The organism is Sphingobium sp. B2D3A (assembly GCF_025961795.1).
GTDB lineage: Bacteria > Pseudomonadota > Alphaproteobacteria > Sphingomonadales > Sphingomonadaceae > Sphingobium.
This window is the reverse complement of record NZ_JAOQOI010000001.1, coordinates 1,858,526-1,882,869: the sequence shown is the minus strand read 5'-3', so window position 1 is coordinate 1,882,869 and position 24,344 is coordinate 1,858,526. Positions and strand designations below refer to the sequence as shown.

18 protein-coding genes are annotated in these 24,344 nt (G+C 62.3%); 6 read left to right on the top strand and 12 right to left on the bottom strand.

The features are described from left to right. The first annotated feature begins 46 nt into the window (after nucleotides 1-46). Complete coding sequence (locus M2337_RS08710; protein ID WP_264569904.1) at nucleotides 47-1,276, top strand: tyrosine-type recombinase/integrase; 1,230 nt, start codon at nucleotides 47-49, stop codon at nucleotides 1,274-1,276. Nucleotides 1,277-1,536: 260 nt separating this feature from the next. Beyond that, the gene (locus M2337_RS08705; RefSeq protein WP_264569903.1) at nucleotides 1,537-2,574 is read left to right on the top strand and encodes a GNAT family N-acetyltransferase; all 1,038 of its coding nucleotides are present in this window, start codon (nucleotides 1,537-1,539) and stop codon (nucleotides 2,572-2,574) included. A 117-nt stretch (nucleotides 2,575-2,691) separates the two neighbouring features. Here the strand turns inward: M2337_RS08705 and M2337_RS08700 are convergent, their stop codons facing one another. The 6 genes from M2337_RS08700 to traA form a co-directional block, all read right to left on the bottom strand. After that, the gene (locus M2337_RS08700) at nucleotides 2,692-3,666 is read right to left on the bottom strand and encodes a DUF3800 domain-containing protein (protein ID WP_264569902.1); all 975 of its coding nucleotides are present in this window, start codon (nucleotides 3,664-3,666) and stop codon (nucleotides 2,692-2,694) included. A gap of 3 nt (nucleotides 3,667-3,669) precedes the next feature. After that, nucleotides 3,670-8,913, bottom strand: a complete 5,244-nt coding sequence (locus M2337_RS08695) for a hypothetical protein (RefSeq protein WP_264588616.1) — start codon at nucleotides 8,911-8,913, stop codon at nucleotides 3,670-3,672. 74 nt (nucleotides 8,914-8,987) lie between these two features. Then, nucleotides 8,988-10,112 carry an ATP-binding protein gene (locus M2337_RS08690; protein WP_264572219.1) on the bottom strand — a complete coding sequence of 375 codons (1,125 nt, stop codon included), beginning with the start codon at nucleotides 10,110-10,112 and terminating at the stop codon, nucleotides 8,988-8,990. Nucleotides 10,113-10,225: 113 nt separating this feature from the next. Next, the gene (locus M2337_RS08685) at nucleotides 10,226-10,999 is read right to left on the bottom strand and encodes a nucleoside 2-deoxyribosyltransferase (RefSeq protein WP_264569900.1); all 774 of its coding nucleotides are present in this window, start codon (nucleotides 10,997-10,999) and stop codon (nucleotides 10,226-10,228) included. 330 nt (nucleotides 11,000-11,329) lie between these two features. Further along, nucleotides 11,330-12,043, bottom strand: coding sequence for a DUF6118 family protein (locus M2337_RS08680; protein ID WP_264569899.1), 714 nt, complete (start codon nucleotides 12,041-12,043; stop codon nucleotides 11,330-11,332). Beyond that, nucleotides 12,040-15,057, bottom strand: a complete 3,018-nt coding sequence (traA, locus tag M2337_RS08675; protein ID WP_264569898.1) for a Ti-type conjugative transfer relaxase TraA — start codon at nucleotides 15,055-15,057, stop codon at nucleotides 12,040-12,042. The genes M2337_RS08680 and traA overlap by 4 nt, the downstream gene beginning before the upstream one ends. A 171-nt stretch (nucleotides 15,058-15,228) precedes the next feature. Here traA and traD point away from each other — a divergent pair, with 171 nt between their 5' ends. Next, a complete protein-coding gene (gene traD / locus M2337_RS08670) occupies nucleotides 15,229-15,531 on the top strand; it encodes a conjugal transfer protein TraD (protein WP_264569897.1) in 303 nt (100 codons plus the stop codon). A 22-nt stretch (nucleotides 15,532-15,553) separates the two neighbouring features. Continuing rightward, nucleotides 15,554-15,838, top strand: coding sequence for a conjugal transfer protein TraD (locus M2337_RS08665; protein ID WP_264569896.1), 285 nt, complete (start codon nucleotides 15,554-15,556; stop codon nucleotides 15,836-15,838). Here M2337_RS08665 and M2337_RS08660 read toward each other — a convergent pair. Next, nucleotides 15,800-16,090 carry an RNA polymerase sigma factor gene (locus tag M2337_RS08660; RefSeq protein ID WP_264569895.1) on the bottom strand — a complete coding sequence of 97 codons (291 nt, stop codon included), beginning with the start codon at nucleotides 16,088-16,090 and terminating at the stop codon, nucleotides 15,800-15,802. The genes M2337_RS08665 and M2337_RS08660 overlap by 39 nt on opposite strands. 14 nt (nucleotides 16,091-16,104) lie before the next feature. Continuing rightward, entirely contained in the window at nucleotides 16,105-16,689 is a 585-nt protein-coding gene (locus tag M2337_RS08655; RefSeq protein ID WP_264569894.1) for a hypothetical protein, read from the bottom strand. 161 nt (nucleotides 16,690-16,850) lie between these two features. Here M2337_RS08655 and M2337_RS08650 point away from each other — a divergent pair, with 161 nt between their 5' ends. Both M2337_RS08650 and M2337_RS08645 read left to right on the top strand, forming a co-directional pair. Then, nucleotides 16,851-17,096 carry a hypothetical protein gene (locus M2337_RS08650; RefSeq protein ID WP_264569893.1) on the top strand — a complete coding sequence of 82 codons (246 nt, stop codon included), beginning with the start codon at nucleotides 16,851-16,853 and terminating at the stop codon, nucleotides 17,094-17,096. Between the two features lie 268 nt (nucleotides 17,097-17,364). Then, entirely contained in the window at nucleotides 17,365-17,568 is a 204-nt protein-coding gene (locus M2337_RS08645) for a helix-turn-helix transcriptional regulator (protein WP_264569892.1), read from the top strand. Nucleotides 17,569-17,699: 131 nt separating this feature from the next. Here M2337_RS08645 and M2337_RS08640 read toward each other — a convergent pair whose 3' ends face one another. The 4 genes from M2337_RS08640 to M2337_RS08625 form a co-directional block, all read right to left on the bottom strand. Beyond that, the gene (locus M2337_RS08640; RefSeq protein ID WP_264569891.1) at nucleotides 17,700-21,005 is read right to left on the bottom strand and encodes a DEAD/DEAH box helicase; all 3,306 of its coding nucleotides are present in this window, start codon (nucleotides 21,003-21,005) and stop codon (nucleotides 17,700-17,702) included. A 108-nt stretch (nucleotides 21,006-21,113) separates the two neighbouring features. Further along, complete coding sequence (locus M2337_RS08635; RefSeq protein WP_264569890.1) at nucleotides 21,114-22,283, bottom strand: hypothetical protein; 1,170 nt, start codon at nucleotides 22,281-22,283, stop codon at nucleotides 21,114-21,116. Further along, nucleotides 22,280-22,540, bottom strand: a complete 261-nt coding sequence (locus tag M2337_RS08630) for a hypothetical protein (RefSeq protein WP_264569889.1) — start codon at nucleotides 22,538-22,540, stop codon at nucleotides 22,280-22,282. Before M2337_RS08630 ends, M2337_RS08635 begins: the two co-directional genes overlap by 4 nt. 333 nt (nucleotides 22,541-22,873) lie before the next feature. Next, on the bottom strand, nucleotides 22,874-24,250 hold the full coding sequence (locus M2337_RS08625; protein WP_264569888.1) for a cation:proton antiporter: 1,377 nt from the start codon (nucleotides 24,248-24,250) through the stop codon (nucleotides 22,874-22,876). Nucleotides 24,251-24,344: the final 94 nt, after the last annotated feature.

Here is a 24,344-nt window from a genome sequence, read left to right as displayed (position 1 = left end):
GTATGTTCGATGGTAGCTCGCCGGCCCCGGATCGGGAGATACCATCATGGCCCTGACCGCCCTCGCGCTCAAAAGCGCCAAGAGTCGCGCCAAGCCCTACAAGCTAGCCGACAGCGACGGCCTCTATCTGCTGGTGACGCCCTCGGGCGGCCGCTGCTGGCGGATGAACTATCGCCATCTCGGCAAGCAGAAGACTCTGGCATTCGGCACCTGGCCCGACACCAGCCTTGCCGACGCCCGCGAGCGGCGCGATGCCGCGCGCAAGGTGCTGGCGCGGGGCGACGATCCGGCCGAGCAGATCAAGCTGGAACGCATGGCCGCGACCGTGACGGCATCCAACAGCTTCAAGGCGGTCGCCGACGAATGGCTGACCAAGGCCGAGAAGGAAGGCCGTTCGGCGGTCACGATGAAGAAGCTGCGCTGGCTGCTCGACTTCATCAATGAGTCGATCGGCAAGCGCCCTATCGCCGCGATCTCCGCGCAGGAGCTGCTGATCATGCTGCGCAAGATGGAGGGCAAGGGCAAGTACGAGACGGCCAAGCGGCTACGCAGCACATGCAGCCAAGTGTTCCGCTACGCCATCGCCACGGCCCGCGCCGAACGCGACGTTGCCGCCGACCTGCGCGGCGCGCTGATCGCCCCCAAGCCGGTCCACCGCGCCGCGATCACCGGCCCCAAGGAAGCAGGCGGCTTGCTCCGCGCCATCGAGGCGTTCGAAGGGCATCCCAACACAAAGGCGGCGCTGCGGCTCTTGCCGCATGTGTTCGTGCGGCCCGGCGAGCTGCGCCATGCCGAATGGAGCGACTTTGATTTCGACAAGGCGCTTTGGACGATCCCGCCGCACAAGACCAAGATGCGGCGGGCGCATACCGTCCCCCTCTCCCACCAAGCGCTCGCCATCCTCAAAACCATCGAGCACGACGCGGAGTATAGCCGTTTCCTGTTCCCCTCCCTGCGGTCAGTGGATCGGCCGATGTCGGAGAACACGATCAACGCGGCGCTGCGTCGCATGGGCTTCGCTCAGGACGAGATGACCGGCCACGGCTGCCGGGCAATGGCGGCGACGCTTTTGAACGAGATGGGCCTATGGCATCCTGACGCGATCGAGCGGCAGCTTGCCCACTGCGACAACAACGCCGTCCGTCGAGCCTACGCCCGAGGCGAATATTGGGACGAGCGCGTCAAGATGATGCAGCACTGGTCCGACCATCTCGATTTCCTCCGCGACGGCGCGAAGGTGCTCAAAGGTAAGATCGGGAAAGAAAAAAGGCGATAAATGCCGGCGGCTAATGGGCCATTAGTGGACTGGTAGGTATGGGAAAAAAGTTCGCGGATAGTCGTCGGAACGGGAACACGTTCACGGGGCGGCGGGCGGTTCACGCAAGGATTGAGTCTGCGATAATCACTCTATCGGATGAGGCCTGAGACACCTATCTTCCCGCTATGACGAGCGGAGAAATTCCATTCAGATTTGATCTCGTTGACCTACTTGGACGAGCCCGTCGGCAGGTCGCGGGGAGGATCGGCGATGTCACGTTGAACCTGCCGTTCGTCAGCATTGCCGTCAGTCCGAAAGACCGCGAACGCCAAGTCGCTCGCAGAATCGTTCTGCGGCTGCGCGACCGCCGGGTGTTGTCGGCCTGGGAATGCTGCGATGATTGCATCGAAAATGCGCTGGCCTCGCTCAACGAGATACGGCAGCTCATCGTCGATAAGGAGGTTGAGCTTGCCGATCTCCAGGACGGACCGCTCTTTCTGCTTCTTGACGCAATGGCTGCCGGGATTCGTCAGTTTATGACGTACGAGGAATTGCTGCGGCGTGCGGACGACGCCCCCCCTCATCCGCGTTTTGCGGATTTTCATCGACCGGAAGATGTGCGCCAAGGATATTTCGATGGCCTAGAAATCTTACGCGGGCATTTAAGCCGCTGCCTCGGTCAGATCGCTGTGATTGCGGGTATGCCCGTCCCGAGCGACGGCATCATCGCGAGCTATCAGGGTGCATGGCAACTCGACGCTTACGAGCAGCCACCTCAGCTCATGGCGCCGCCAGCGCACGACCCGGCCGTGACTGTCATAACTGAAAATCCGGCTCGTCTATCCCCATCAGAGAAAGAGGCCTTTGCCGCGTTCGTCGCAGCCGCCGGAGAGGTCAATCCTGATACGCTGCCCGGACTCGTCGATCGCGCTGCCGCGCTGGTGATGCTTCGTCAGGGTGATACGATCATCGGCACCGCGGCCATCAAGACGCCGTTCACCGCGCATCGTCGGGGTGAATTCGAAAAGGCAACGGTTTCGCAGCAGGCAGACGCTTTTCCGCTCGAACTTGGCTGGATCGTCGTTCATCCGGACCATCGTCGACAGGGGCATGCCCGCACACTCGTCGCCGCGGCCGTCGAGGCCGTGCCCACCAGCGGGCTCTACGCCACGACGAAGACCGATCAGATGCAGCCGATCCTGGAGGAGAATGGCTTCATCGTGCAAGGCGAGCCTTATCAGTCGCTGCTCAATCCAGCCGTCATGCTCACCCTATATGGTAGATCTCCGACCACCTATGCGGGAGGAGGCCAATGAAATTGGAGCCGATCGGTCGAGCAATCGAATTCGCCCTCAAGCCGGGCAGCATCTATCTCGGCGTCGCGTGCAAAAGCTGTGGGTCGCCGGTTCCCTTTGCGGTCCTCGAACACGGCATCACGCCACCGAAGCCGCTCCTAGGCACCTGTTTTCTAATCGCTTGTGCAGATGCGGACTGCAGAACTCAGCACAGCTATTCACAAGCAGATATTTTGCGGTTCCGATGGCCGGGAAGGAAATAAGCTCGACCGGCTGAAGGGGCCATGCATCTGCCATCAGATGCAGATTTGCACAGGTCGCCGCTGTGTCGAACGTCTCCGCTATGCGGTCCGCTTCATAGGGGAACACAGTATTCAAGTCGCGCACGGTTTTCGTGGCGACCCCGGCGAGAAACTGAAGCGTCTCGGCGTTGAACAGATCGTGCTTGCCCGGAAGGTCGGCAAGAATCGGCCCGGCAGCGGACGCGGCGCGAAGGGCCGAAACACAGTCTTTCCACGACCGCCGCACATGCCATGCGACCATGTCGGCAGCTTGCAGGGGGAGTTCGTCCTTGTCATCGGCGTGCCGCGGATCATCGGCCAGAAACGCCTCGAGGTCAGGCTGCATATTCTTTTTCATCGCGACGAAGGACTCGCGCAGCGCAGCCTCATGCTCCAGCTGCCGGTCGAACACGAAACTTGCCCTGTGGGTGAGTCCGAGCTCGTTACGCAGCTTATAGGTGGTGGCGATGATCAGATGGAACAGCATCTGATAGGGCCGGTCCATCCACCGCATCATGCGCCCTTCGAAGATCTGCCTATATTCCTCATGCCGAACGGTCACCGAGATGGTCGCCAGCGCATGCTTGCGAATGACTGCCGCCAGAGCCACCAACTTGGCATCCCGATCCTCGGTGCTCATTCCCTTGAACGCGCCGCGCCTGGCGTTCGCATCTTTCATCTTGAGGTGTGGAATTGCTGGATGGGTCGCCAGGACCATCGCCCAATCGTCCGCGAAGGCCGACCAGCCCTCCTGTCGTCCGATCACGCCGCCAAGGACAAAGACCGGCGGGTCGTTCTTCCCGCTGTCGTCGATGAAGATTTCGATAGTCACACTCTAAGCCGGGCGCGTCACGCGCCGCCTGGATCGCCGCGCTTGCGCCTGCCGTCTCGGCAAACGACGCCGGGACGGTGCCGGTCGCGCCCGAAATCGGCTGTCGATCTCCTCCAGCGTTTCCATTGCCGCGTAGGATTCGATTTCGATCAGGAGCTCGAACAGCGATGTTCCAACATCCCGCGTTTCCGGTCCCAAACGGTGAAGCGTGACAGCCAGATTGACGAGGTCAGCAGCGGCAAAGGCCGTGCTTGTCTGAATATTCCCCAGATCATCGCGCCAATGCTCGATCAGACGCTCGGACACCCGCGCAATCAAAAGCGCCTGGTGCGGAAGTAGCGAGGCGAGGCGCTCCACGACAAATGTGGCGTCGACCCGGGCTTCGCCCGTCAGGCGATCGGCGATCGTCGTCAGAAGAGCGGCCGTCTCGGCATCGGGCGAAAGCTCGTCTACCAGCCGGAACACGTCAAATACCGCCGGCCAGACCGCAGCGGGACCGCGCTCCAACCCACGAACGAGGATCGGGTTCGCGCGCGATCGATGTTTCGGATCGGCCCACAGATTGGCGGCCGAATGCACGGCTCCGACCCGCGCATCCTCCATCGCGACGTTGTCGAGGAGAATCTCGAGCCGCGCTTGCGCCCAATCGAGTGTCGGCTGCACAACAGCGGCGATAGCCACAATCTCGCCATAGGCCATCCGCGCACGACGGCTGCCTGAATCCCGCCAGCGGTCAAGCTGTGCATCCACGAACACAGCTTCATTCCAATGCGCGTTCGCGAGGTAATGCGCTGCCATCTTGGTACCCACGAGGCCCGGCACTTCGTCGAACAACCGGCCCAGAAACGCCGTTCGCCGCGCCGGATCGGCTGTTTCCACATGAGGCAGGAACGGCAGCAAATGATCCCAATTCTCAACGCCCTTGTCACAGGCCAGATACCGCTCCAGCGTGTCGATAAGTCGGTCGCCCTCCTTACGGGCTAAGCGAGCCCGAGTGAGCGCCTCGGCAATCGGATATGAACCGCCCGGGACAATGGACAGACCGCCATGCCCCCAGACCAGGCTCTCCAGAAGGCTGTCGCTGTCGCCATCGGAGTCGGAGGTCTCGGTCAGCTCATCGACCGCGCTATCGAAGATGTCCTCATTGTCCGCCGCATGACCTTCATCCCCGGCGTCCTTTGCCGCTGGCTCCACGAGCCACCGTTCGAGCAACTCCAGAATGGCATCGGGGACCGGCACTCTGCGCCGCACCAGCTTTTCGATGGCACGCGCGGCCGACCCGCGAAATTCTTCCCCGTCAAAGCCGCGATTGGTGACATCCTCCAGAAGCGCGATCACTGCATCACCACTGGCGCCTTCCGCGATCGCGTCGAGTACATAGCCGGCGGCACGGGTGCCGGTTTCGGGTCCAAGACGATCGAGGATACGGCGCGCGCGGGCCGGGTCCTGCGCGGCAAAAGTCGCAAACTCGCGCGACAGCTGAATGTTACCCCCAACCATGAAACTGCGCGGGTGATCCCACCCCGTCACGTCTGGCAGCGCTTCAAAGGCTCCGACGATGTCGTCGTCGCTGGCGCGCGCGATCACATCGGCATCCATCGGCGAACCGATCATCCGCGCTTCGGTGAAGCGAGAGCCAATGTCACGGCTCCCAAAAACACGTTGCTCTTCGGCGACGCGCTTACGTGCGGCAGCACTCATCTGGTGTTTCGGAAGCGCTCGCAACAAGTCGAGCTGGACGCGGCGAAGCACACGTCGCCAGGACCGGCGTTCTTCCGGTGTCGCCTGGTCCGGCGGCGGCGGCGCAAAGCTGGTCACCGCCGCTTCGAAGCGGGCGACCTCCTCTGGTGTCCAATGAGGGGCCGACGCCGCGACCAGGCCTTTTGTGGTGCTGCTCAACGTTCCGGCAGTGCCAAGGCAGAAACGGCGCCGATCAGCGAGAAGATAGACCAACGCATCCTTGGCGTAGAGCACGGGGAGATGAGCGAAAGCGTGGGCAACGAGGCGTTGCACAGGCGCGAGCGCGATCCCCATTTGCACATTTACCCAGGCAAGAAAGGCCTCCTTGTCAGCTGCGGCCCATTGCTCAACCGCGACGCGAAGCGCGTGCAGCAGCGCCGGTTCGGGCAGGCCATCGGCCTGCTCCTCATCAAAATGGAAGTGACCCTCGCTGGCTAACGGATAGCCGAGATAGCCTTCCCGTCCCTCGGCAAAGCGGGCGAGCGTTTCGAACGTCGAGCGGAACCAGGGCCAGAGCGTATCAAGAAAGACAACCGGAGACTGCTCGGCCAGTGCGGGCAGGCTGTCCCACTCCTGGCGCTCCTCGATCAGCTTCTTGATCGGGTCCTTGGGGTCATTCTTGATGAACCACGCAAAGTGCTCCTCATGGTTGTCGAATTTGGGCTTGGGGACCTTGGCTTTCTCGGTCGCCTCGCTCTCTGCGATTCGAAGTTGCCGTTCAAGCCGGGTCCGGACCAAGCGCAATGCGTGTTCGGGATGGTCGATCCCGATCGTCGCCACTACATGGTCGATCATCATTGGCGCGATGTCGGTTCGGTCGACCACAGTGCAGGCAATGTCGGTGACCTGATCGGTCCAATCGGTCGCGTTCTGAACGACCACCCAAGCGCGGGCATCATAGGCCGGCTCCGGCAGCCATCGGTCCGCGACCAGATCTGCCACCTTCGCCGACGCAAATGGCCAAGCGCGCGACAGCACTTCCATCATCCGGTCCGCCGATCGATCGTCCGCCGTCATCGCCTCACTGATGAAGCTATGCGCAAAGCGCTCGAACCAGCCGCGGCTACCACTCAGCGCGCGAAAGGCGCGCCAGCGTTCGGCCGGGAGCGCGAGCGCCTGCTCCATCAGCAGCGCCTCGCGATCCGTCGGCGCTGCCTCATGGCCGAGAAAGTCGATTAACAGGAAACGGAGATGCCGGCGCAGGTCCGGTGCCGTCCAGATCGCTTCGAGCTCGACTTGATAGGCGTTGCGATCGACGCCACGCAGATAGGTAAGGCCGGCCCATAGCTTCGGCCGAAGGAACAGCGAACTCTGCCGCTCAAGCACATATTTTGACAATCGCCCGGGCTCGCGCGCGAAGCTGCGCGCAAGTGCAAAATCGAACAACGTCTGATGACTGAATCCGACACTGCCATCGACGGCAGTCAGGATTCCGGCGGCTTCGAGTGCCTTCAGATCCGCACGGTGATCATCAAACCGGGCGGCCGCCAGCCACAGGCTTTCCTCTTGGGCCATGTGGTCCGCGATATCGGCGAGCAGCCGGGCACGGCGCGGGCCGTCTTCGCCGGCCAGGACCCGCTCTTCCCAGAGCCGCTCTAACATCGCCTGGTAGCTGTCGAATGGCTCGGACTCGCGGCTGCTGCGAAGCTGGAGGTAGATCGACAACGCCTGCGGCGTGCGTATCAACTCCTGTGCATCGGGCGGCCAGCCGCCGGCTTGGACGCCATGCTGATCGAGCAGCTCAACAACCTTACTCCAGGGCGGAAGCGCCAGCGCCACCTGCTCGGCCTGCACAGCGCGCAGCCGGGTGTCGTGATTGAACTCGAACAGACGCGCCGAGAGGATCACGTGGACATTGTCGAGCCTGCCGACCCGCCGCACGAGATTGAGTAACAGGCTGAGCCGCGCCGTCCGAATATCGAGATAGCCAGCGAGAGCATCGAGTTGGTCGATGATCACCAGGATGGGCCGGAACGATGCGACCCGTTCGACGACGGTGCCTGCTGACGTGTCCAGTCCGAGCCGATCCCGCAGGTCGTCATCGGTTGCGATATCGGGATCGAGCGCATCCGCCTTGATACCGAGGACCGGCCATCCCCGTTCGACATAGCGGTGGGCCAGCGCTGCCAGCAGCGCCGATTTGCCAGCACCTGGCGGCCCCAGCACCACGCTGGTGCTCGACACCTGGCCCTCGACGCGTTCGACCAACGTCTCCAGTTCGGGGCGCTCGATCCATTCGCCGTCAGGGAGCGTCTGCGGCCACGCCATGAGATCGGCTGATGCCGCCACCAGGTCCGCAATCGAGGCGTCGAGCGCTTCTGCGTCGGCCGCCGACATCATGCCGATCAGCTCGACGTCGGTCTTCGCCAGCAATCCTTCCCGCAATTGTGCTCTGTTGACCGCTCGAAGCGCTCCGGTTGGGTCAGCGACGTACAACCGCACCGAGCCCGCCGCCGCTCGAACCACTAGGATATCGTCCGTGCCGCAAATTTCTCGCAGCGCCGTCTGCAGCGTTGCGATCCACTCAGGCGTCGCCTCTTCCATCCTCGCGTTGAGGTTGATCACCACATCCGCGCTGACCGGTGGCGCCGCTGTTGGCGTGGAAGGCTCGGCTTCCGGTTCCGTGACCGCGACGAAGGGCGTGACATCAGCCGCGACCTCCACGATCTCGCTTGGTGCCGTGGCGAGGGTTTCCGGCGCACCGAGCTGCACCGGCGCCGGATCACCGCCACCGGCCGATCGCGGATAGATCTGCCCCCAATGGCTCAGCATCTCGAACGCAAAGGCTGCCGCATGCGCCGCTGCAATCGGTTGCCGAAGCGCGTCGTCCTCTGGAGACTTTCCCTGCGTCATGTCCGAGACGCCGCGCACCACGATGCTCGGCGTCCGTTCCCGGCTCGCGGCATAGACCGCGCCATAGCCTTCCATCTCGACGACGTAGGTATCGCCATAATCCTCGGCGATCAGGGCTTCGAGTTCGCTAGTTGGATCGTCGAGCACCGCTTCGATCGACGCGATCGGCTTCACCAGGCCGATCGGCGGATAATCGACCGGATAGGCATCGCGCGCCGGCAGAACGCATTCGAGCGGATCCCGAATCCGGTTGGGCCAGCCCTTCCGTTCCCGCCGCACTTTCTTGGCGATGCCGATCAGGCGACTGTCCGGTTGGAACGAACGAGGCCGACTGGATCGACCCTTCGCGCCATATTTCGCGCTGTACGGCATGTAGACATGGTCGGAAGCGACCACGCTCCCGATCGGAGCCTCCTCTTTGCGGGAGCCGCCGACACCCACCAGAATCATGACCTCAAACGGTGCGAACGCGCGATGAGCGTAGCTAACGGCGCTGAGTGCCGCATGGGTGCCCTCACCGGTTTCGGTGACGACCACCAGCCAATCCTGACCGAGATCGGAGAAAACCCCGCATTCGTAGACGGCGCCATCCTCGCCGCTGACAGAGCCCAGATAGTCGATATGGCTTTGGACCGCCTCCATCTCGAGCATCATTGCCGTCACGACAAACGCCCGACGCATGCCGCGCCGGTCAGCTTCCTCGAGAATGTCGGCAGCGGTCCTGTAGATCATGGCGAGGGCATGATCCTGCGCATGAAGCTGTCGAACAGCGGCACTGTGAAGGCGGTATCGCCATGCGCCGGGCTGTACAGCATGCCCTTCGCGATCAGGGTGTTCCGGATCGGGGCGACCGTTGTCACCTGGCGCCCCAGTTGCGCGGCCACATCGCCGGACCTGTGCGGCCCCGGGCCGAGCTCTGCCATGGCCCGCATATAGCCTTTTTCAGCCGGGGTCAGCCGGTCGAACCGCACCCGGAAGAAACTTGCGTCCAGATCGGCCAACGCTTCATCGGTTGCCCGGCGGGCGTCGTCCCCATCGATCGGAGAATCGTCCGCCACGTTCCAGCTGTGCTTGCCCCATTCCTGAAGGAAATAGGGATAGCCGCTGCTCTTATTGAGAATAATGCCGACCGCCTCATCGGAAAACTCAACGCCCTCGCGAAGCGCCGGGAGGCGGAGTGCATCGCGCGCGGCGTCAGCGTCGAGTCGGTCGATCGCTATGAACTCGAACAGCCGCTCCGCGTAGGACTTGGCACGGCCCATCGACCCCAGCAGCTGCGGAAGGCCGGCGGCCACCATCGTAATCGGCAGTTGCGCCTGGTTCGCGCTGTGCAGCGCCATAATCAGTGCGGCGAGCTGATCTTCGGGTACATATTGCAGCTCATCGGCGAACAAAACGACGGCCGTGCCTCGCTCGGCGGCGGCTTCTGCCACCGCGGCGATCAGGTCAGTCAGATCCGTGTCGAGATCACCACTGTCGGCGAGGCCGTGCTCAGGATCGATGTCGAGGCCAACCTCGATATCGGCATATTTGATCTTCAACGCGCCCGCGAAGCCAGCCAGGGCCTTCATCGCCCGTCCCAAGCCCGCTTTCGCGGCATCAATCCGGCGCAGCCGGAAGAGCGCGGCCCGCAGCGCAGGGGCGAGAAGCGCGGGCAGTGATCGTTCTTCCGGTGCCTCGATCCGCACGCTGGCGATCCCGCGGGCTTCGGCGTCGAGCCGGATCCGGTTCAGCAAGACGGTCTTGCCGACCCCGCGCAGTCCATAGAGCACGACGCTCCGTGCCGATCTCCCCGCGCGAATACGATCGAGCGCAACTGCTGCGCGCTCGATTATTTCGTCCCGCCCTGCCAATTCGGGCGGGGGTGTACCGGCGCCTGGCGCATAAGGGTTGAGACGAGCGTCCAATTCGAGGAACCTTAGGAGAATTTATCTGATTTCTATAATATGTGATAAGCTCGCCATAATCAATGGCCGGGGGCCACCGTGTCGGGAAACAGGTTGAGCGAGCGCCGTACCGTCGCGACGAGCGCTTCGATGAAAGGGGCTGGTTCTGCCACCGACCACATCACCGTCGTGCAATGGTTGGTATCGAAATGCGTTTTCGCAGCATCGAACTTCGATTGCTCGCATAGATAGATCACCGGCTTGCCGAGCCCTTCGGCATATCCCGCTTCCCAATAAGCGCCGGCATTGTCGTGGGTCAGATCGACCAGCACGAAGGCCGCATCACGAATCTGTGCCCGCAGGATGTTGTCGATGACGCCTGCCCGCGAGACATTACGCAGATCAACAAGATCGAACCCGATCGCATCGCGGATTGCGGGTTTCACCACGGCTTCCACGAACGGATCCAGCACCGCATCGCCGAATTTCATCGCGATGAAGCCGTAGCGGCCGGCAAACTTGCCGCGCTTCTCGGTTTCGTATCGCTCCCACCCTTCGAGCGAGAGACCGAAAAGTGTGCCCTGAAGGACGCCGACATCCCGCGGGTTCGGCACGCTCGTCTTGCCAACCGCTGTGACCAACCCGCGTTCGCGAACTTCTTTCAGAAGAGCGTCGAACATGGTCCGGTTGAACGCCCCGACGAGCGGCGTATCGACGACATCGTCGATGAAACATCCTTCGCCGGTCTCCGCCACGGCATCGCCAATATGCGCGATGAGATTGGCGACTTGCGTCGCCGGCGTCGGCAACCTCGCGCTTGGCAAGAAGCGCTCCATCCAATCGGTAGTGATCATCAAGGGCGATGTCCCACGCGACGCCGTTCGCAACGCATGACTGAGCGCCGAGCGTTGGAGCGCAGTAAGGCGATGACGGTCGGGCTCGAACCATGTAACCAGGGCCGTCCGGCTAATCTCGAACGCGCCACAACCGTCGCAATCGAAGGCAGACGCATCCCGAGGTGTCGCGCGCTCTCGGCATCGGCCGAACGCCCCTTGGCACACCGGACAGGTCGTCAAACCCTGCATCTACACTCCCTCTCATTTCAAACGGGTGCTCGTTCATCGTCATCATGCCCTGGCACGCTGCGGGACTGCTATCGGTACTTATCGTCGTGACCGGCAGTTTCAGTCAGCCGTGGCCGCAGCCACTTCAATGTGGCATTTCACAGCGTTTTTAGATTGCGCGGCGCGGGTACGACAACCCGCCAAGGCCTCAGCATTATCCTCCACCATCCTCGCCGCCACATTCAAAGCGCGCAACTGGTGTGGATCGGCGACCTGCAACAGCCGCATCCCGGCGTCCCATTCACTACGCTGGAGTAACCGCGCCGCCCTCTGCTCCGGCCAATGCCAGCTCTCCGGCACCGACTGCGCGATCCTCGTTGGAACGATCATCCCGAACGCAAATCCCATCACCAGCGCCGTGATCGCGGCACCGATGATCCAGTGCCTCTGCGTGTCGGCCTTCATCGCGGATGCCGTCACATCGTTGAGCGACTGGATCGCAGCGCCAAGCTCACGATTGGCTCTGGCCCAGGCCTGATGATCGGCTGCGCGCACCCCCTCGCCAGCCTTCGCGATCTGCGGTGCAAGTGTTTCCGGCGTCAACGCAACGCCCGGTTTCGCCGCGAGCTTGTTGATCGCGGCGACCATCTCGCCCGACAGGGAATGGATTTTGGCCAGGTCCGGGCCGTAGTCGCGCGAGTGCAGTTCCTGCTGGCGCGCCGCGAACCCTTCGACGGCGGCCGTCAGGCCCGCCAGCCTGCGGCTCATCGCTTCAAACGCCACTTCCGGATCGTCGGTGTGGTCGGCGGGCTGAATGGTGTTTTCCACGTTCATAGCCCGATTCCAAGATTGCGCCCTCGCTCGATCGAGAACGTCAGTTGCTGGATGAACGATCGTGTGCGCGCCTGATCGCCGATCGCCGCGCCGATGCCGCCGTCGCGGCTTCCCGGCGACCATTCCGGGGACCACTGGCGACCGAGCAGCTCGCTGCCGCGGCGGCTAAGCGCAGCGCCGAGCGCAGGATCCTTTTCGAGCCCCTTCGTCATGGCGCGCATGCGGTGTTCGACTGCACCGCGCGCGTCCTCGTTCTGCCAGCCGCCGAGCTTGTCGCGTTGCGCGCGGAGTTGCTGCCAGGTCTGGACGAAGCGATCGGCGCGCAGCTCTGAATTGGTGCGCAACTCGGTCTCGAGCTGCATCTGGCGAATGGCGTTGGCCGTCCGGCCGTTGGCGGCCTCACTCACCAGGCCCGGCTCGCGCGCGAATACCGCTTCAAGGTCATGCGCACCGTGCTGCTGCATGGCGTCGAGCGCCCGCGCCGCCTGCACCTTCGCCACCTTCTGATATTCCAGCGGAGACAGCCCTTGCTCGGTCATGCGGCCGATGTCCTGCACGGTCCGAGCATATTGCTGGACCACGTTTGCAAGAGCGCCCGCCCGCTCGGCCGCCCTCCGCTCGGGCGGCGCCTGAAGTTTGAGCCCGTCGAACCGGCTGCGCGTCGGCACGTCGGCGGCATCTGGAACGCGCAGCCGAAGGCCATCGAACCTACCGCGCCGTTGCTCGGGCGCCGTGTGGCTACGATCAACAAGCCTATCGCGCGCGAGCGTGTCGAGGATTCTCGAGCGGTCGAACCCGCGCCGCTCGGCAAAGCGGGTCGCGCTCTGCTCATAGTCGAGCACACTGTCCTTAGGCCGGTCGCGCGACAGCGTCCGTGCGAGCCGGTCGCTGTCCGCGAAGTCATCCCGGCCGTAATGGAGATGCAACGCGTCGCGGTGCCTCGACAGCGCGACATAGGCGGCGTGGCGATCGAGCCCCGGCGTTGCCAGAACATGCGCACGGTCGACCGTGACGCCCTGCGCCTTGTGGATCGTGGCGGCATAACCGTGGGTGACATCGGAATAATCCTTGAGCTCGAACGCGACGTGCCGTCCATCATCGAGCCGCACTGCCATGCGGCTTCGATCAACCTGTTCGACGGTGCCGAGAGAGCCATTCTTGACGCCCAATTCGCGTTCGTTCCGCAGGAACATGATGCGGTCTTCGGCCGCAAACAAGCGCTCTCCGCGCGTTGTTTTGACAGCAATATCAGTGACTAACGTCCCATTACGCTTCATCCGATCCCGGGCCAGCCCATTCAGTTCGTCGCATTCTTCGTTGGTATGCGTCAGGATGATGCGCGAGCGCGCCGGATCGTCGAACCGGTCGCGGTTCCAACGGTCGATCAGTGCTTCGCGGGCCTCCGCGCGCGTCTCCGATTCGACCACCATCCCGGCTTCGCGATAGGCATTGAGCGCCTCCGGGGTGCGGCCGGTGGCGAGCTGGCGCGTGGCGTCGCGCTGCCAGTCCTCCCGCTGGCGACGGACCTCAGTGATCTCGATGCCCCCGTGCCGCTCGGCGATCGAGCGGAACGCGGTGCCTGCTTCGATCGCCTGTAGCTGTTCGGGATCGCCGACCAGCACGACCTTGGCGCCGCGCTTCTCGGCTTCCGCAATCACGCGCTCCATCTGGCGCGACCCAATCATCCCGGCTTCGTCTATCACCAGCACATGGTTCGCAGAGAGAAACTCCCGCCCCCGCGACCATTGGTGTTCGAGGCTTGCGATGGTGCGCGAGGCGATGCCCGAGCCGTTCTCCAGATTCTCGGCAGCAACGCCGGACAGCGCGAGCCCCTGCACCTGATAGCCGGCATGCTCCCATGCCTCGCGCGCGACGCCGAGCATCGCGGATTTGCCGGTTCCAGCATAGCCGATCACGATGCCGAGATCCTTGGCGTCGGTGACATGCTCGAACGCCGAGCGCTGCTCGGCGGAAAGTGCAAGACCGCGCCGCTCGGCACCCGTGATAGCACGCCCTCGATTCCGCTCGCCGACGCGGTGGTGCTGGCGCTCGGAGAGCGCCTGCGTCTCGCGCGCGAGACGCTGCTCGGTCTGGATCATGCCCCGGCTCGTGAACCGGTCCTCGCCGCGACCATCCTTGCCGAGTGCGACCAGTTCGGGTGACGCGCGCACCGCCGCCATCACCTGGTCGAACTGATCCTTCCCCTCACTATGCCGGTGCGCGAACATGGCAAGGTCGCGCGTCGTGAACGTCGCCTGGGTGCGGGTGATCGCGTCGAGCGCGATGCGCGGCTCGGCCAGGATCTTCTCGCCGTTCGAGCGCGCGATCTCGCGATGCTCATCGACGCGTTCGAGCTTGAGGCCTTTCGCCACCATGCGCGATGCGGCTGCGCCGATCTTGTGCTGCGGCTCGAGGTCGATCCCCTGCGCTTCGAATGAGCGATGATCGATCAGCGCATCGATATCGAGTGCGGCCAGACGCTCGTTGACGTGATCGGCCCAGGCCTCACGCCAATGGTTGAGCAGGTCCGTGCGATTCCAGTCGCGGACCTTCGCGCCGAAACCGTCCTCTCCGACTTCGCGCATCGTCAGCATCACATGCGCGTGCGGCTTGGGCTCGCCGTCCGCGCCGACATCCCAATGCACGTTGACGTCGGCGATCATCCCCCGATCGACGAACTCGCGCCGGACAAACTCGCGCACCAGGTCAATTCCCATTTCAGGGGATAGCTCGCGCGGGATCGCGAACTCGATCTCTCGGGAGAGTTGTGCGTCCTTGCGAAGCTCGGCTGCCTCGACCGCATTCCAGAGGGTTTCGCGGTCGCCGAGGTGCTCGGGCGCGCCATCCGTCAGCATCACCTCGGAGTGGACGACGCCGGCCTTATTCGAGAAGTCGTGATGGCGATCGAGCCGCTGGTCGTGCAGCTTCGAAGCAGAGCGGTAGGCTGCGGACGCCAGCGCCGACGATCCGTTCGCGCGGCTGATGATCTTGGCGGAGAAGTGGTAGATCGCCATGGCGGCAATCCACTTACACTTCAAAGCGTACGTCGGCACGACGTATAAGCGCGCCCTCACAAGAAAACTTCTCGTGATGGACCGGGTAGGTTCAGACAGCCCCAGCTACTCTGCAGCATTATTCCTGCCGTTCCATTATCATGAGCGCATCGCTCAGCAATGGAGACTGTGATGCGCAAACCCAAGGACTTCGATTCGGAGCTGAAAGCGCTCTCCGACAAGGTGAAGGTGCTCAAGGAACGCCGGGTGCGTCAGCTCGGCGAGCTGGCTACGGCAACCGGCGCCGATGCGCTCGACGCTGACCTGCTAGCGGGCGCGCTGATCAGTGCGGTGGCTACAAAGGACGCCGCGACAAAGGAGGGCTGGCGCAAGGCGGGTGCAGCCTTCTTTCGCGTCACACGCCAGTCTCGCCGCCGCCCTCGCGCGGAGCCGGAAGGCGGAGCGGAGCGCGAGGGCGGCGGCGCATCGGCTTGAGGCCAGGAAGGCACGAACCGACATGCGCAAATGGGTTGTCAAGCGCCGGGAACGCACGCGGCACCTGATCGAGCTGGGCGGCTTGATTGTGAAGGCGGGGCTGGTCGAACTGACCGGCGATGATCGCGCCACGCTCTATGGCGCGTTCTTGTCCATCGCGGGCAATCTGCAAGGTGAGGAACGCGATCACGCGCGCGCCCTGTGGGCGCGGCGCGGCAGGCGCGCGTTCGAAACCGAAGCACAAGCGAAAAGCGATGCTACGGCTGCCTTACCATCGCCGCCTGCCCCACCACCGTCTGCGGCGTAATCGTCCGCCCTGCAGCGCACAGTGGAGGCCGTAGAGGGCATCGGCCATTCTGCGTTCGACCTGTCGCACGCCGAGGCCGGTGATCTCGGCGATCTCGGCATAGCTGAGATCGTCGATCCGATGGGCCAGAAACACTTCGCGGGTTAGACGCGGCAGCGTCAGCAGGGCTGCCTCCATCCGTGCGAGTTCCTCGGCCGTCGCCATCACCTCACGGGCGGAGGTGGGATTCACGGTCGCTCCGTAGGCAGCCATAGCGCGCCCCTTCATCACCGTAAGCGATGCTGCCAACCACGTGGGCGCGGATGACCGGTCACCTGATGCACGCGTTCAAGCAGCGCGCGGGTCAGCATTCGGAGTTCCTCCGTGGAGAAAGGAAAGTCGGGGGCTACGTCGCGCGGAGTCGCATTGCGCCACTTGCCGTACGGTGAGAGGATCGCCGCCAGCAGTTCCATATCGGTTGTTTTGAAACCGAGACCCGTCGCATTGGCGTGGGCGAGCGATCTAGCGACGTTCAAGCCAATATGACGGGCGCACCACGCGTCGGCGAAACCCACATCGAGTAGATGCGCGCTCAGCCCAAGCTGGAGCACAATTCCGATCTGATAGAGCCTGTCGGTCGGATGCCGCACAACCCCTTTCTCTATGCCGAGAAAGAAGCTCTCGGCGTTGTGGTAGCGGAAGCGGCTGAGGCTCCGCCCCGCCTTGGTGCGAGCAAGGGCCGGCGGTTGATTGGCATACTGATCGTGAAGCGTCGCCAAGGCCTTAGCCCAGGGCGATGTGGCCGGGGCAGCAAGCACCGGGACGCCCGTCAATGCGCCAAGGAGCGCGCGGCGTGAAGTGGAGGCAGCCATATGAACCTTCCATTCCGCATCCTGGGCGGATGAAGCGGATGCAACGGAGCGGATGCGGCACGATCCCGTAGCTCCCGCGCGATTCGCGGTGCCGGAATCGCCGCAGGCCGATTTGCTCAATGCCCTTGCCACGATATACGCCACCGTTTATCCAATAAACGATGGCGTATATTCAAATAAACGGTTGCGTCAACCTGTTTGGCTTGGAGTTCGCAGACATGGCCGATAGCCAAGAGGCGATGGGACGCCCACCGCTTGGAATGAAGCCGACGACGGTCAGGCTATCGGCTGAGACGATCAGCCGAATTGAGGCGCTGGTGGGCAATCGGCGGGTTGCACTGTTCATTCGCGAAGCAGTCGAGAATGAATTGCAGCGCCGGGAAAATCCTGAGCCGCCAAAGGGCTGACCCGCTTTATGCGTCGGTGCCGCGGGCGAGTCGGCATCCGAGGGGATGGGTGGATAGCGCCAAATCCGTGCCGGCACGGTCGATTTGCTCGTACCGGGACGGCATGGGAAAATTTCTTTTCACCGCGCTTGGACGACAGTGGCCGCCACGGGACGCCAGAGTCCGCCACCGCACACCGGCACCGTTTTTGGCACTCTTGCACTTCGTCCCATGGCTATCGATCCTGTTCCGGGGAGCTTCGATAACCCCGAGTATGGAAGTACAGCCCATGTCCAACATCGAACGGATCATTCGTCTCAAGACCGTCCTGGCCCGCACCGGGCTTTCCCGCACGACCCTCTATCGAAAGATGGGTGAGGGCACCTTTCCCCGGCAGGTCAAGATCAGCATTCACGGCGCAGGCTGGCACGAGTCCGCCGTCAGCCGCTGGATCGCCGATCCGATGGCCTATCGAGGTGATATCGCAGAATGATGTCTGCTACCGCGCTCTCCCGGGGCGAGAGCGCGGCTAAGACGTCGGCCGAGTGAAGGCGGCTTCGCGCCTCATTTTCGGCCATCTCGCTCCGGTTAACCGAATTCGCAAAGCGGACTGCGCGCAGAGCATCATTCGCTGCAGAGGATTGTCACGTCGATGCCCACGGTTTCTTTCACGTAGGTCAGACCAGCCGCTAAGACCGACGATTGCGGTTTGGTTCGCTTGGATTTTGACAAACCAGGCTGCGCGATCAAGATTTCTGTCCCGATCGGACGGAACCGATGGAGTTTGACGATCCGGTTGAGATCGGTTGCGTCCCCTCTTAGAAAGCGGGACGGGCGGCCACCGCGTTTTGCCGGTTCGTTCCGCGCCTTGAGATGTTGCACGAGTTGCGGGAATTTTCCGACCCAGCGAGCCGACCGCAGCGCCTGCGACGAGACCTCGATCACATCTTTCACACGCTCGCCAGGCATGGAACCGCCCGAGAACTTACAATGCACGAGCGCCATGCGGATGGCGTCCTCAGTGACCTTCAGGCAGACGAGATCGGCCGCTTCGCCGCTGTCATCGTCGTCGAAGACTACGTCGAAATCCTCTCCCAGATATTGCTGCGCGACGTGCCATTGAATGGAGTCCTCGCGAACCGCGCCGCCCTTCCATATCGACTCTTTCGTGTGGTCGACGTCTTTCCACGTCCACACCTCGAACCGGTCATCTTCAATCGTAAGATCGTAGGGCGTTTGCGGCACGATGTGCAGGTTCGCGTCGAGCTCCGAGAGGTCGACGAACCGGAAAAGCGGAGGGTATTCCGAGAAATATGCCGCCAGCGGCGCGGAGAGCTTGCCGATTGTGATCTCAAGGGGATTGCCCGAAATCTGCTCGACCTTGAATTCCTCGGCCCCGCCCAGTGTAAATCGGAACGATGCCCAACTCCCAGAAGTCGCTTCGATCATCTCAAAATCGATCGTGTTCGCCGACACGTCAGATCCCGTAATGCAAAGCTCAAACATCGTTTGCGTCTGTTCGCGCGCGCCGTCGCTGAACCCGACTCGCTCCTCCGCCTGGCTCAGAATTTCGTAGGGCCATTCGATGCTCAGCAATTCAATGGCCGGTAGCGTCGTGACCTCGGTCGGCAGCAGCACATTGTCGATCAGCTTGGATGTATCGATTGAGCTATCGAGCAGCTTGTCACCCACCGCTTCGCACCATTCATTGAAGCGCGGGATCGGACCTTGTTCGCGCGACCACACCCGCCCTTTCGCCGAGCAACCAATGGTGATTTGCTTTCCACCCTCCCAGCCGATGCCGCTCAACAGCGCCTTGAGCGAACCGCTCTTCTCCGCTTGGCTGAGGGCGGCGACCACTTCCGCGCCGGTGTAACTGGCGTAGGACAGGTTACGACGACCGTGTTTCTTCACGCCCAGATTTTGGAAGACCAGCCGGGTGATCCGACCCATTGCCCGGAACACCACGTCCCCATTGATGATTTTTCCAGCCCCGACCGCCGTAGCTAGGTCTGGAAACGCCGAGCTTTTGTCCGAGGAGGAGAGATAGAGAAGATTTCGCGCCGCATCGTAATGCAGCACGAACAGCGTCCACGTTCGATCTTTCACGGACTTCGACCGGCTCCATTTGACTGTGGGTTCGGAGCGCGTGACGAAGAACAATGTGTTTGAAGGCGAGTGCAGCCAAACCCGATATGGAACCATCGAGGACGGAAGCCCGCCATGGAATGCCTTCGGGGTGAATTTGTCAGCCTGATAGAACAATGTGCTCATGCCGGGCTTGAGCAGCTTATGTGAAATCGGCACGTCCTCATCGTCTGGGCCGCTGTCCAGGCGCTTCGCTTCGTTGAGAAATTTGACCAGCCGGGCATGTTCCCGGGCCGCGGCCGAACTTAACTCGCTCAGCAGCTCGTTCCAGTCAGCGTCCTCGCTGTAAAGCCGCTCGAGCGCTTCTGATACGTTGGGCTCGGCGATGTTCGCAATGACGGTCGCATTGCCGATATTCGCGGCAGCGCTACGCGTGAACCGGCCGGTGAACTGCAGCAAAATCGCCAGGCTCTTGTGGAGGTCATGGACCGCCGCGACTTTGAGCTCCGGCAGGTCGAACCCCTCGCCAAGCATGTTGACGCAGACGACGATCCGACTGTCACCGGCCTTCAAAGCATCGATCGCCGGCTGGGTATCGCCCATGTCTGAGTGAACAAGCAGCGGTTTCAGATCGGGCGCTAGGGCCTTGTAGATATCGAACACGGCCCGAGCCCGCTCGATGCGCGAGCACCGGGCCATCATTAGATGATTGAGACCTTGGCTCAAATCTTCCCGCAAGCGGGCCACCGCCGTTTCGGCGATCGCCTGATCGGCGTTGGCGGCCAGTGTCTCATAGACCGGCTCAAAGGTGATGGGCTTGAAATACTTATCCTGCTGCGCTCGATGCAGCGGGTACGAGTAGATGACCTGCCCATCCACCAATTGCCCATCGCGGCGGAAGGGCGTGGCCGTGAACTGTAAGATCGGTTTGCCAGAAAATGCCTCGCGAAAACTCGTCCAGCGTTTGGCGCTGATATGGTGGGCCTCATCGATGACGAGCGCACCGATCCGCTCGATAATTTCCGGCCAGACACCTTCGGCCGCGCTATCCGCTAGCGAGTCCATCGTCCCGACGATCACGTTGCAGCGGTCAAAAATCTCCAAGTCTTCTGTCGTTTTCGGCACTTTGCGTACGAGGCCGACGATCGGGTTCGGCACGTCGTCCGGCAGCACTTTCAAGAAGCGAAGAAGGCCAAAGGTGAGAAACGTTCTCGCGGTCTGAGACCGCAAGGCGTCGGACGGCACGACTACCAGCAATGGCTTGCGCAGGTAGGCCGCTTGCGCCGCCAGCATCGTCTCGGTCTTGCCGGTCCCGGTCGGCATGACGATGGTCGCCGGCTGCATGTTGATGCTCCAGTGGGCCCCAATTGCGTGCAGTGCGCCGAGTTGCGGCGGCCGAAGCCCGCGCTTATCCTCGTCGACGCTACCATCCTCGTTCGGTTGCTCCGCGCGAAATGAAAAGCGTCCGTCCCAATGCTCAGCACGCCTGCGGACAAGCGCTGGCCAGCCATGCTTCGCAGCTGCGCCCTCAAGTTCTTCAATGAGACGGTGGTGCAACCACGAGAGCTTGCCGCTCTCGCTCTGCAGCAGAACGCCGTCGGCTTCGCTCGGACGAGCGATGTTCTCGCGCGTCGTGACCACCAGCCGCTCACCATCAACGATCTGGTAGATAGGCTCCTTCAAGCGCGCTGAGACGAGGACTTCGCCGACACGCTTTGCTTCAACGGTGGAAGCCGGGCGCAAAATTGCTTCAACGACACCAATTGCAACGCGCACCGGCCCGTAGCGGACCGCCGGAAGCTCCAGCGTGCTCTCCTCAGCAAATAGATCGTCCTGAGCCATGTTCCCCGACGATTTTTCCAAATGGATAGTTACGGTACCAATTTTTTCTAGGTCAGCGCCAGCATTCACCCACAAGGGGCATTGAAGCACAAAGCCGTTACGGGCCAATCAGGTGTAAAAGGCTAGTTGATCCACGGTGAGTAGCACTTGGAGGGCTCTCGCCTTGGTGAAGGTAGTCGCGTCAGCAGCGCCATGACCGACGGCATGGCGCGAGCCAGCATGGGTTGCCCCGCCGGCCGGATCGAATTGCGCGAAGGTGTATCCGTCAAGGTAGCGAGCAAAGGCTTCGGGAAGAAGCAGCGTGTCGCCAGCCCCCGATTTGCTAACCGCGGACTCGATCGCAAAATCCAAGAGGTGACGTATTTTCGCCTTGGGGACAGACGCGTTCATATAGGCTGATCGCAACACGCCCTCGATCTCTGTGATGGCGATCTTAATCGCAGCGATCGGCTCGTCGGCCTTGAAGTGCTTCAGGGCCGCTTCGAGCAGCGGCATCCTCGCCGCGAAATGCGGTCGGGCACGCCAACGCTCTAATAAGTTATTCAATCGGGCGTCCGTGAATGCCGCAAGTAGCGCATTTTCTGCCTCGTCTATCGCGAAGCCAGCAGCACAATGCTCCGCCAAATTTCTGAATTCGTCGCCGAGGATTTCCACGAACGGAAACCAGCCTCGCTCGATAAGCTTTTCGACAATGGCAGGGTCAGCCATCGTCTCGTAGAGATGACGATAGGCAAGCACGCGATACAGCCGTCCGAGCTGGTGTGAGGCGACTTCCCGATCCAACTTCTTTTCCGGGTTGAAATCAAAATACAGCCCGAACCCCCAATCCTTTCGGAAGAGCACCACAAGGGCGTCCGTGTCACGGATCTCCAGGCAAGGAAAATCCATGCCGACGATATCCGCAATATCCGACTGAAAAACAGCTTGGCCAGCTTTGATTGGCCGCTTAGCGATTACGTTGAGGGACGTTGCGGCGGTATCGACCCACAGTTCGGCCGATCTGTCCTCGCGGATCAGCAGCACGATCATTCCTGATCGGTCCAACGAGAAGGGGGATCCCGCAGCGCTGGCATGGCTCACGAGGATACGGCCGAGACCCTCGGCGATCGTATGAAAGCCCACTTCTCCAGAGGAGATCGCCAACCGAACGAAGAATTTACCGCTGGCACCGGCCGGCACAGCTTCCGCCGCCACCCCGTCGATCAACACTTCCGGCAGCAGGATTGGCTTTCCCGCATTTCCGGCGATCATTCCAGGCAGGGGTGACGATTCACTCATGCTCGACGACCGCGATGGATCATGACGCGCGGTCCAAAATGCGTCGCTAACGACCGCACTCCGTTATCGACGTGCCATTCGGTCAATCCCCGCAGCCGCCATTTCACATCATGCAGAATGCCACGCTCGTCGAGCGCGCCACAGCCAATTTGCGTCTTGTAGTCCTGAAGCTCGCACACGATTCCGGGCAGATGCCTTTCGGCGATTGCCTGTACTTTGACGAGCCGCTCTTCAGGTGTTCCCGTAAGTTCCGACATGGGTCTATCTCCCCTATTGTCGGAAATACCATGTTCCTGATGCGTTCTCAAATCCTAACGCGAACTTGAGCACGGAAGCTGGGTCCTAGACACCGCCCAAGGGCGTCCTTGTCGCCGGGAGCCCGTTCCGCCTACTAACGACGGCAGGTGAACGTCCCATTTTATCGCACAATGTCTATAAAAATTGATGGTATGTGTGATGGTATCATACTCATCGCAAGAGCCATTATCACTATCTATCAATTACTTACCTGCAGTTTGCCGCTTCCGTAGGGGTCACCACTTAGACTTTCCCACATTATCAAGCGCAGCATCCCACTGGTCGCGCCACCGTCACTCCGCCGGGGCCATGGCGGTCGATGGACCATTTGCCTCGTCCAGCGCCGCCAGATCGCCGCGTGCTCGTGCCTGCCGACCGTAGACCAGTTCAAACAGCGGACCCGCCATCACCGTCGTGACGATGGCCATCAGCACCAGCATCGCGAACAGCGTCGGACCGATAATGCCCTTTTGCAGGCCGATGTTGATGATGATGAGCTCCATCAGCCCCCGGGCATTCATCAGGGCGCCGATGCCCAGCGCCGTGCGATGATCCTCCCCCGCCAGCCGCGCGGCGGCCCAGCACGCCCCGAATTTGGCGATCACCGAAACGAGCAGAATCGCCAGCGCTGTCAGGAGCAGCGGCACGGAGTTCACCATGTCCATCCGCGTGTTCAGGCCGGAATAAGTAAAGAACATCGGCAACAGCAGCACCACCACCAGCGGCTCGACCTTGCGCTTGATTTCCAGCGCAATCAGCCCGCGCGGCATACAGGCGCCGAGCAGGAAACCGCCGAAGATTGCGTGTATGCCGATCGCGTCCATGAGAAACGCCGACAGGCTGAACAGCGCAAGGACGATGGCGAGCACCGTCATGCTTATGCCGCCCTCCGCCTCAACGAAACGCCCGAGCGGGACGAGTAGCCGAGGGCTCCAAATCAGCATGAACCCCGCATAGAGCAGCGCGCCGACAATGGCGATCACCGCGACCCCCGGCCCGGCGCCGAAGGTCGCCAGCACGACCGCGAGCACGCACCAGGAGGCGGCATCGTCAAAGGCGCCCGCCGTCAGCGAGAGCGTGCCCAGCGACGTGTTGGCGAGGCCGCGCTCGTTGATGATCCGCGCCAGCATGGGAAAGGCTGTGAGCGCGATGCACGCGCCGAGGAACAAGGTGGCGCTCCCCCGCCCCACCCCGGCCGTGAACAGCCCGTCGATCGTCAACAGCCAGGGGGTGACCACCGCCGCCAGCATGAACGGCACGGCGATGCCCGCCGCCGACACCGCGCCGGCCGCCCGCGCCTTTGAGCGGACGTGATCGAGCCGGAGCGTCAAGCCGACCAGAAACATATAGAGGCCCACGCCAAGCTGCGCGCCGACATAAAGGACGTTGCTGGTTTCCTTGGGGAAAACCGCGGCTTGCAAATCCGGCGCGAACAGGCCGAAGAGCGACGGGCCAAGCACGACGCCGGCGATCATTTCCCCAACCACCTGCGGCTGCCTAAACAGGGTGCGGCCGAGCCATCCAACCACCCGGCAGGTCACAAGGATGACGGCGATCTGCAGGAAGAAATGCACGCTGTAGTCGGATGGCGTGAAGCTCACAGCGGATTGAACGGCGGGGCCGTGGGGCGTCAAGACACGGCCCAGTTCACCCCAAAGCGATTGCTGCATCGCGCCCTGCTCCATGTGTCCTCCCCGATGGCCCGCTTGTCCCGCGCTTGGTCGGAGGCTAACATGGTAGCGTTATCATTGGAAGCGGGGACTG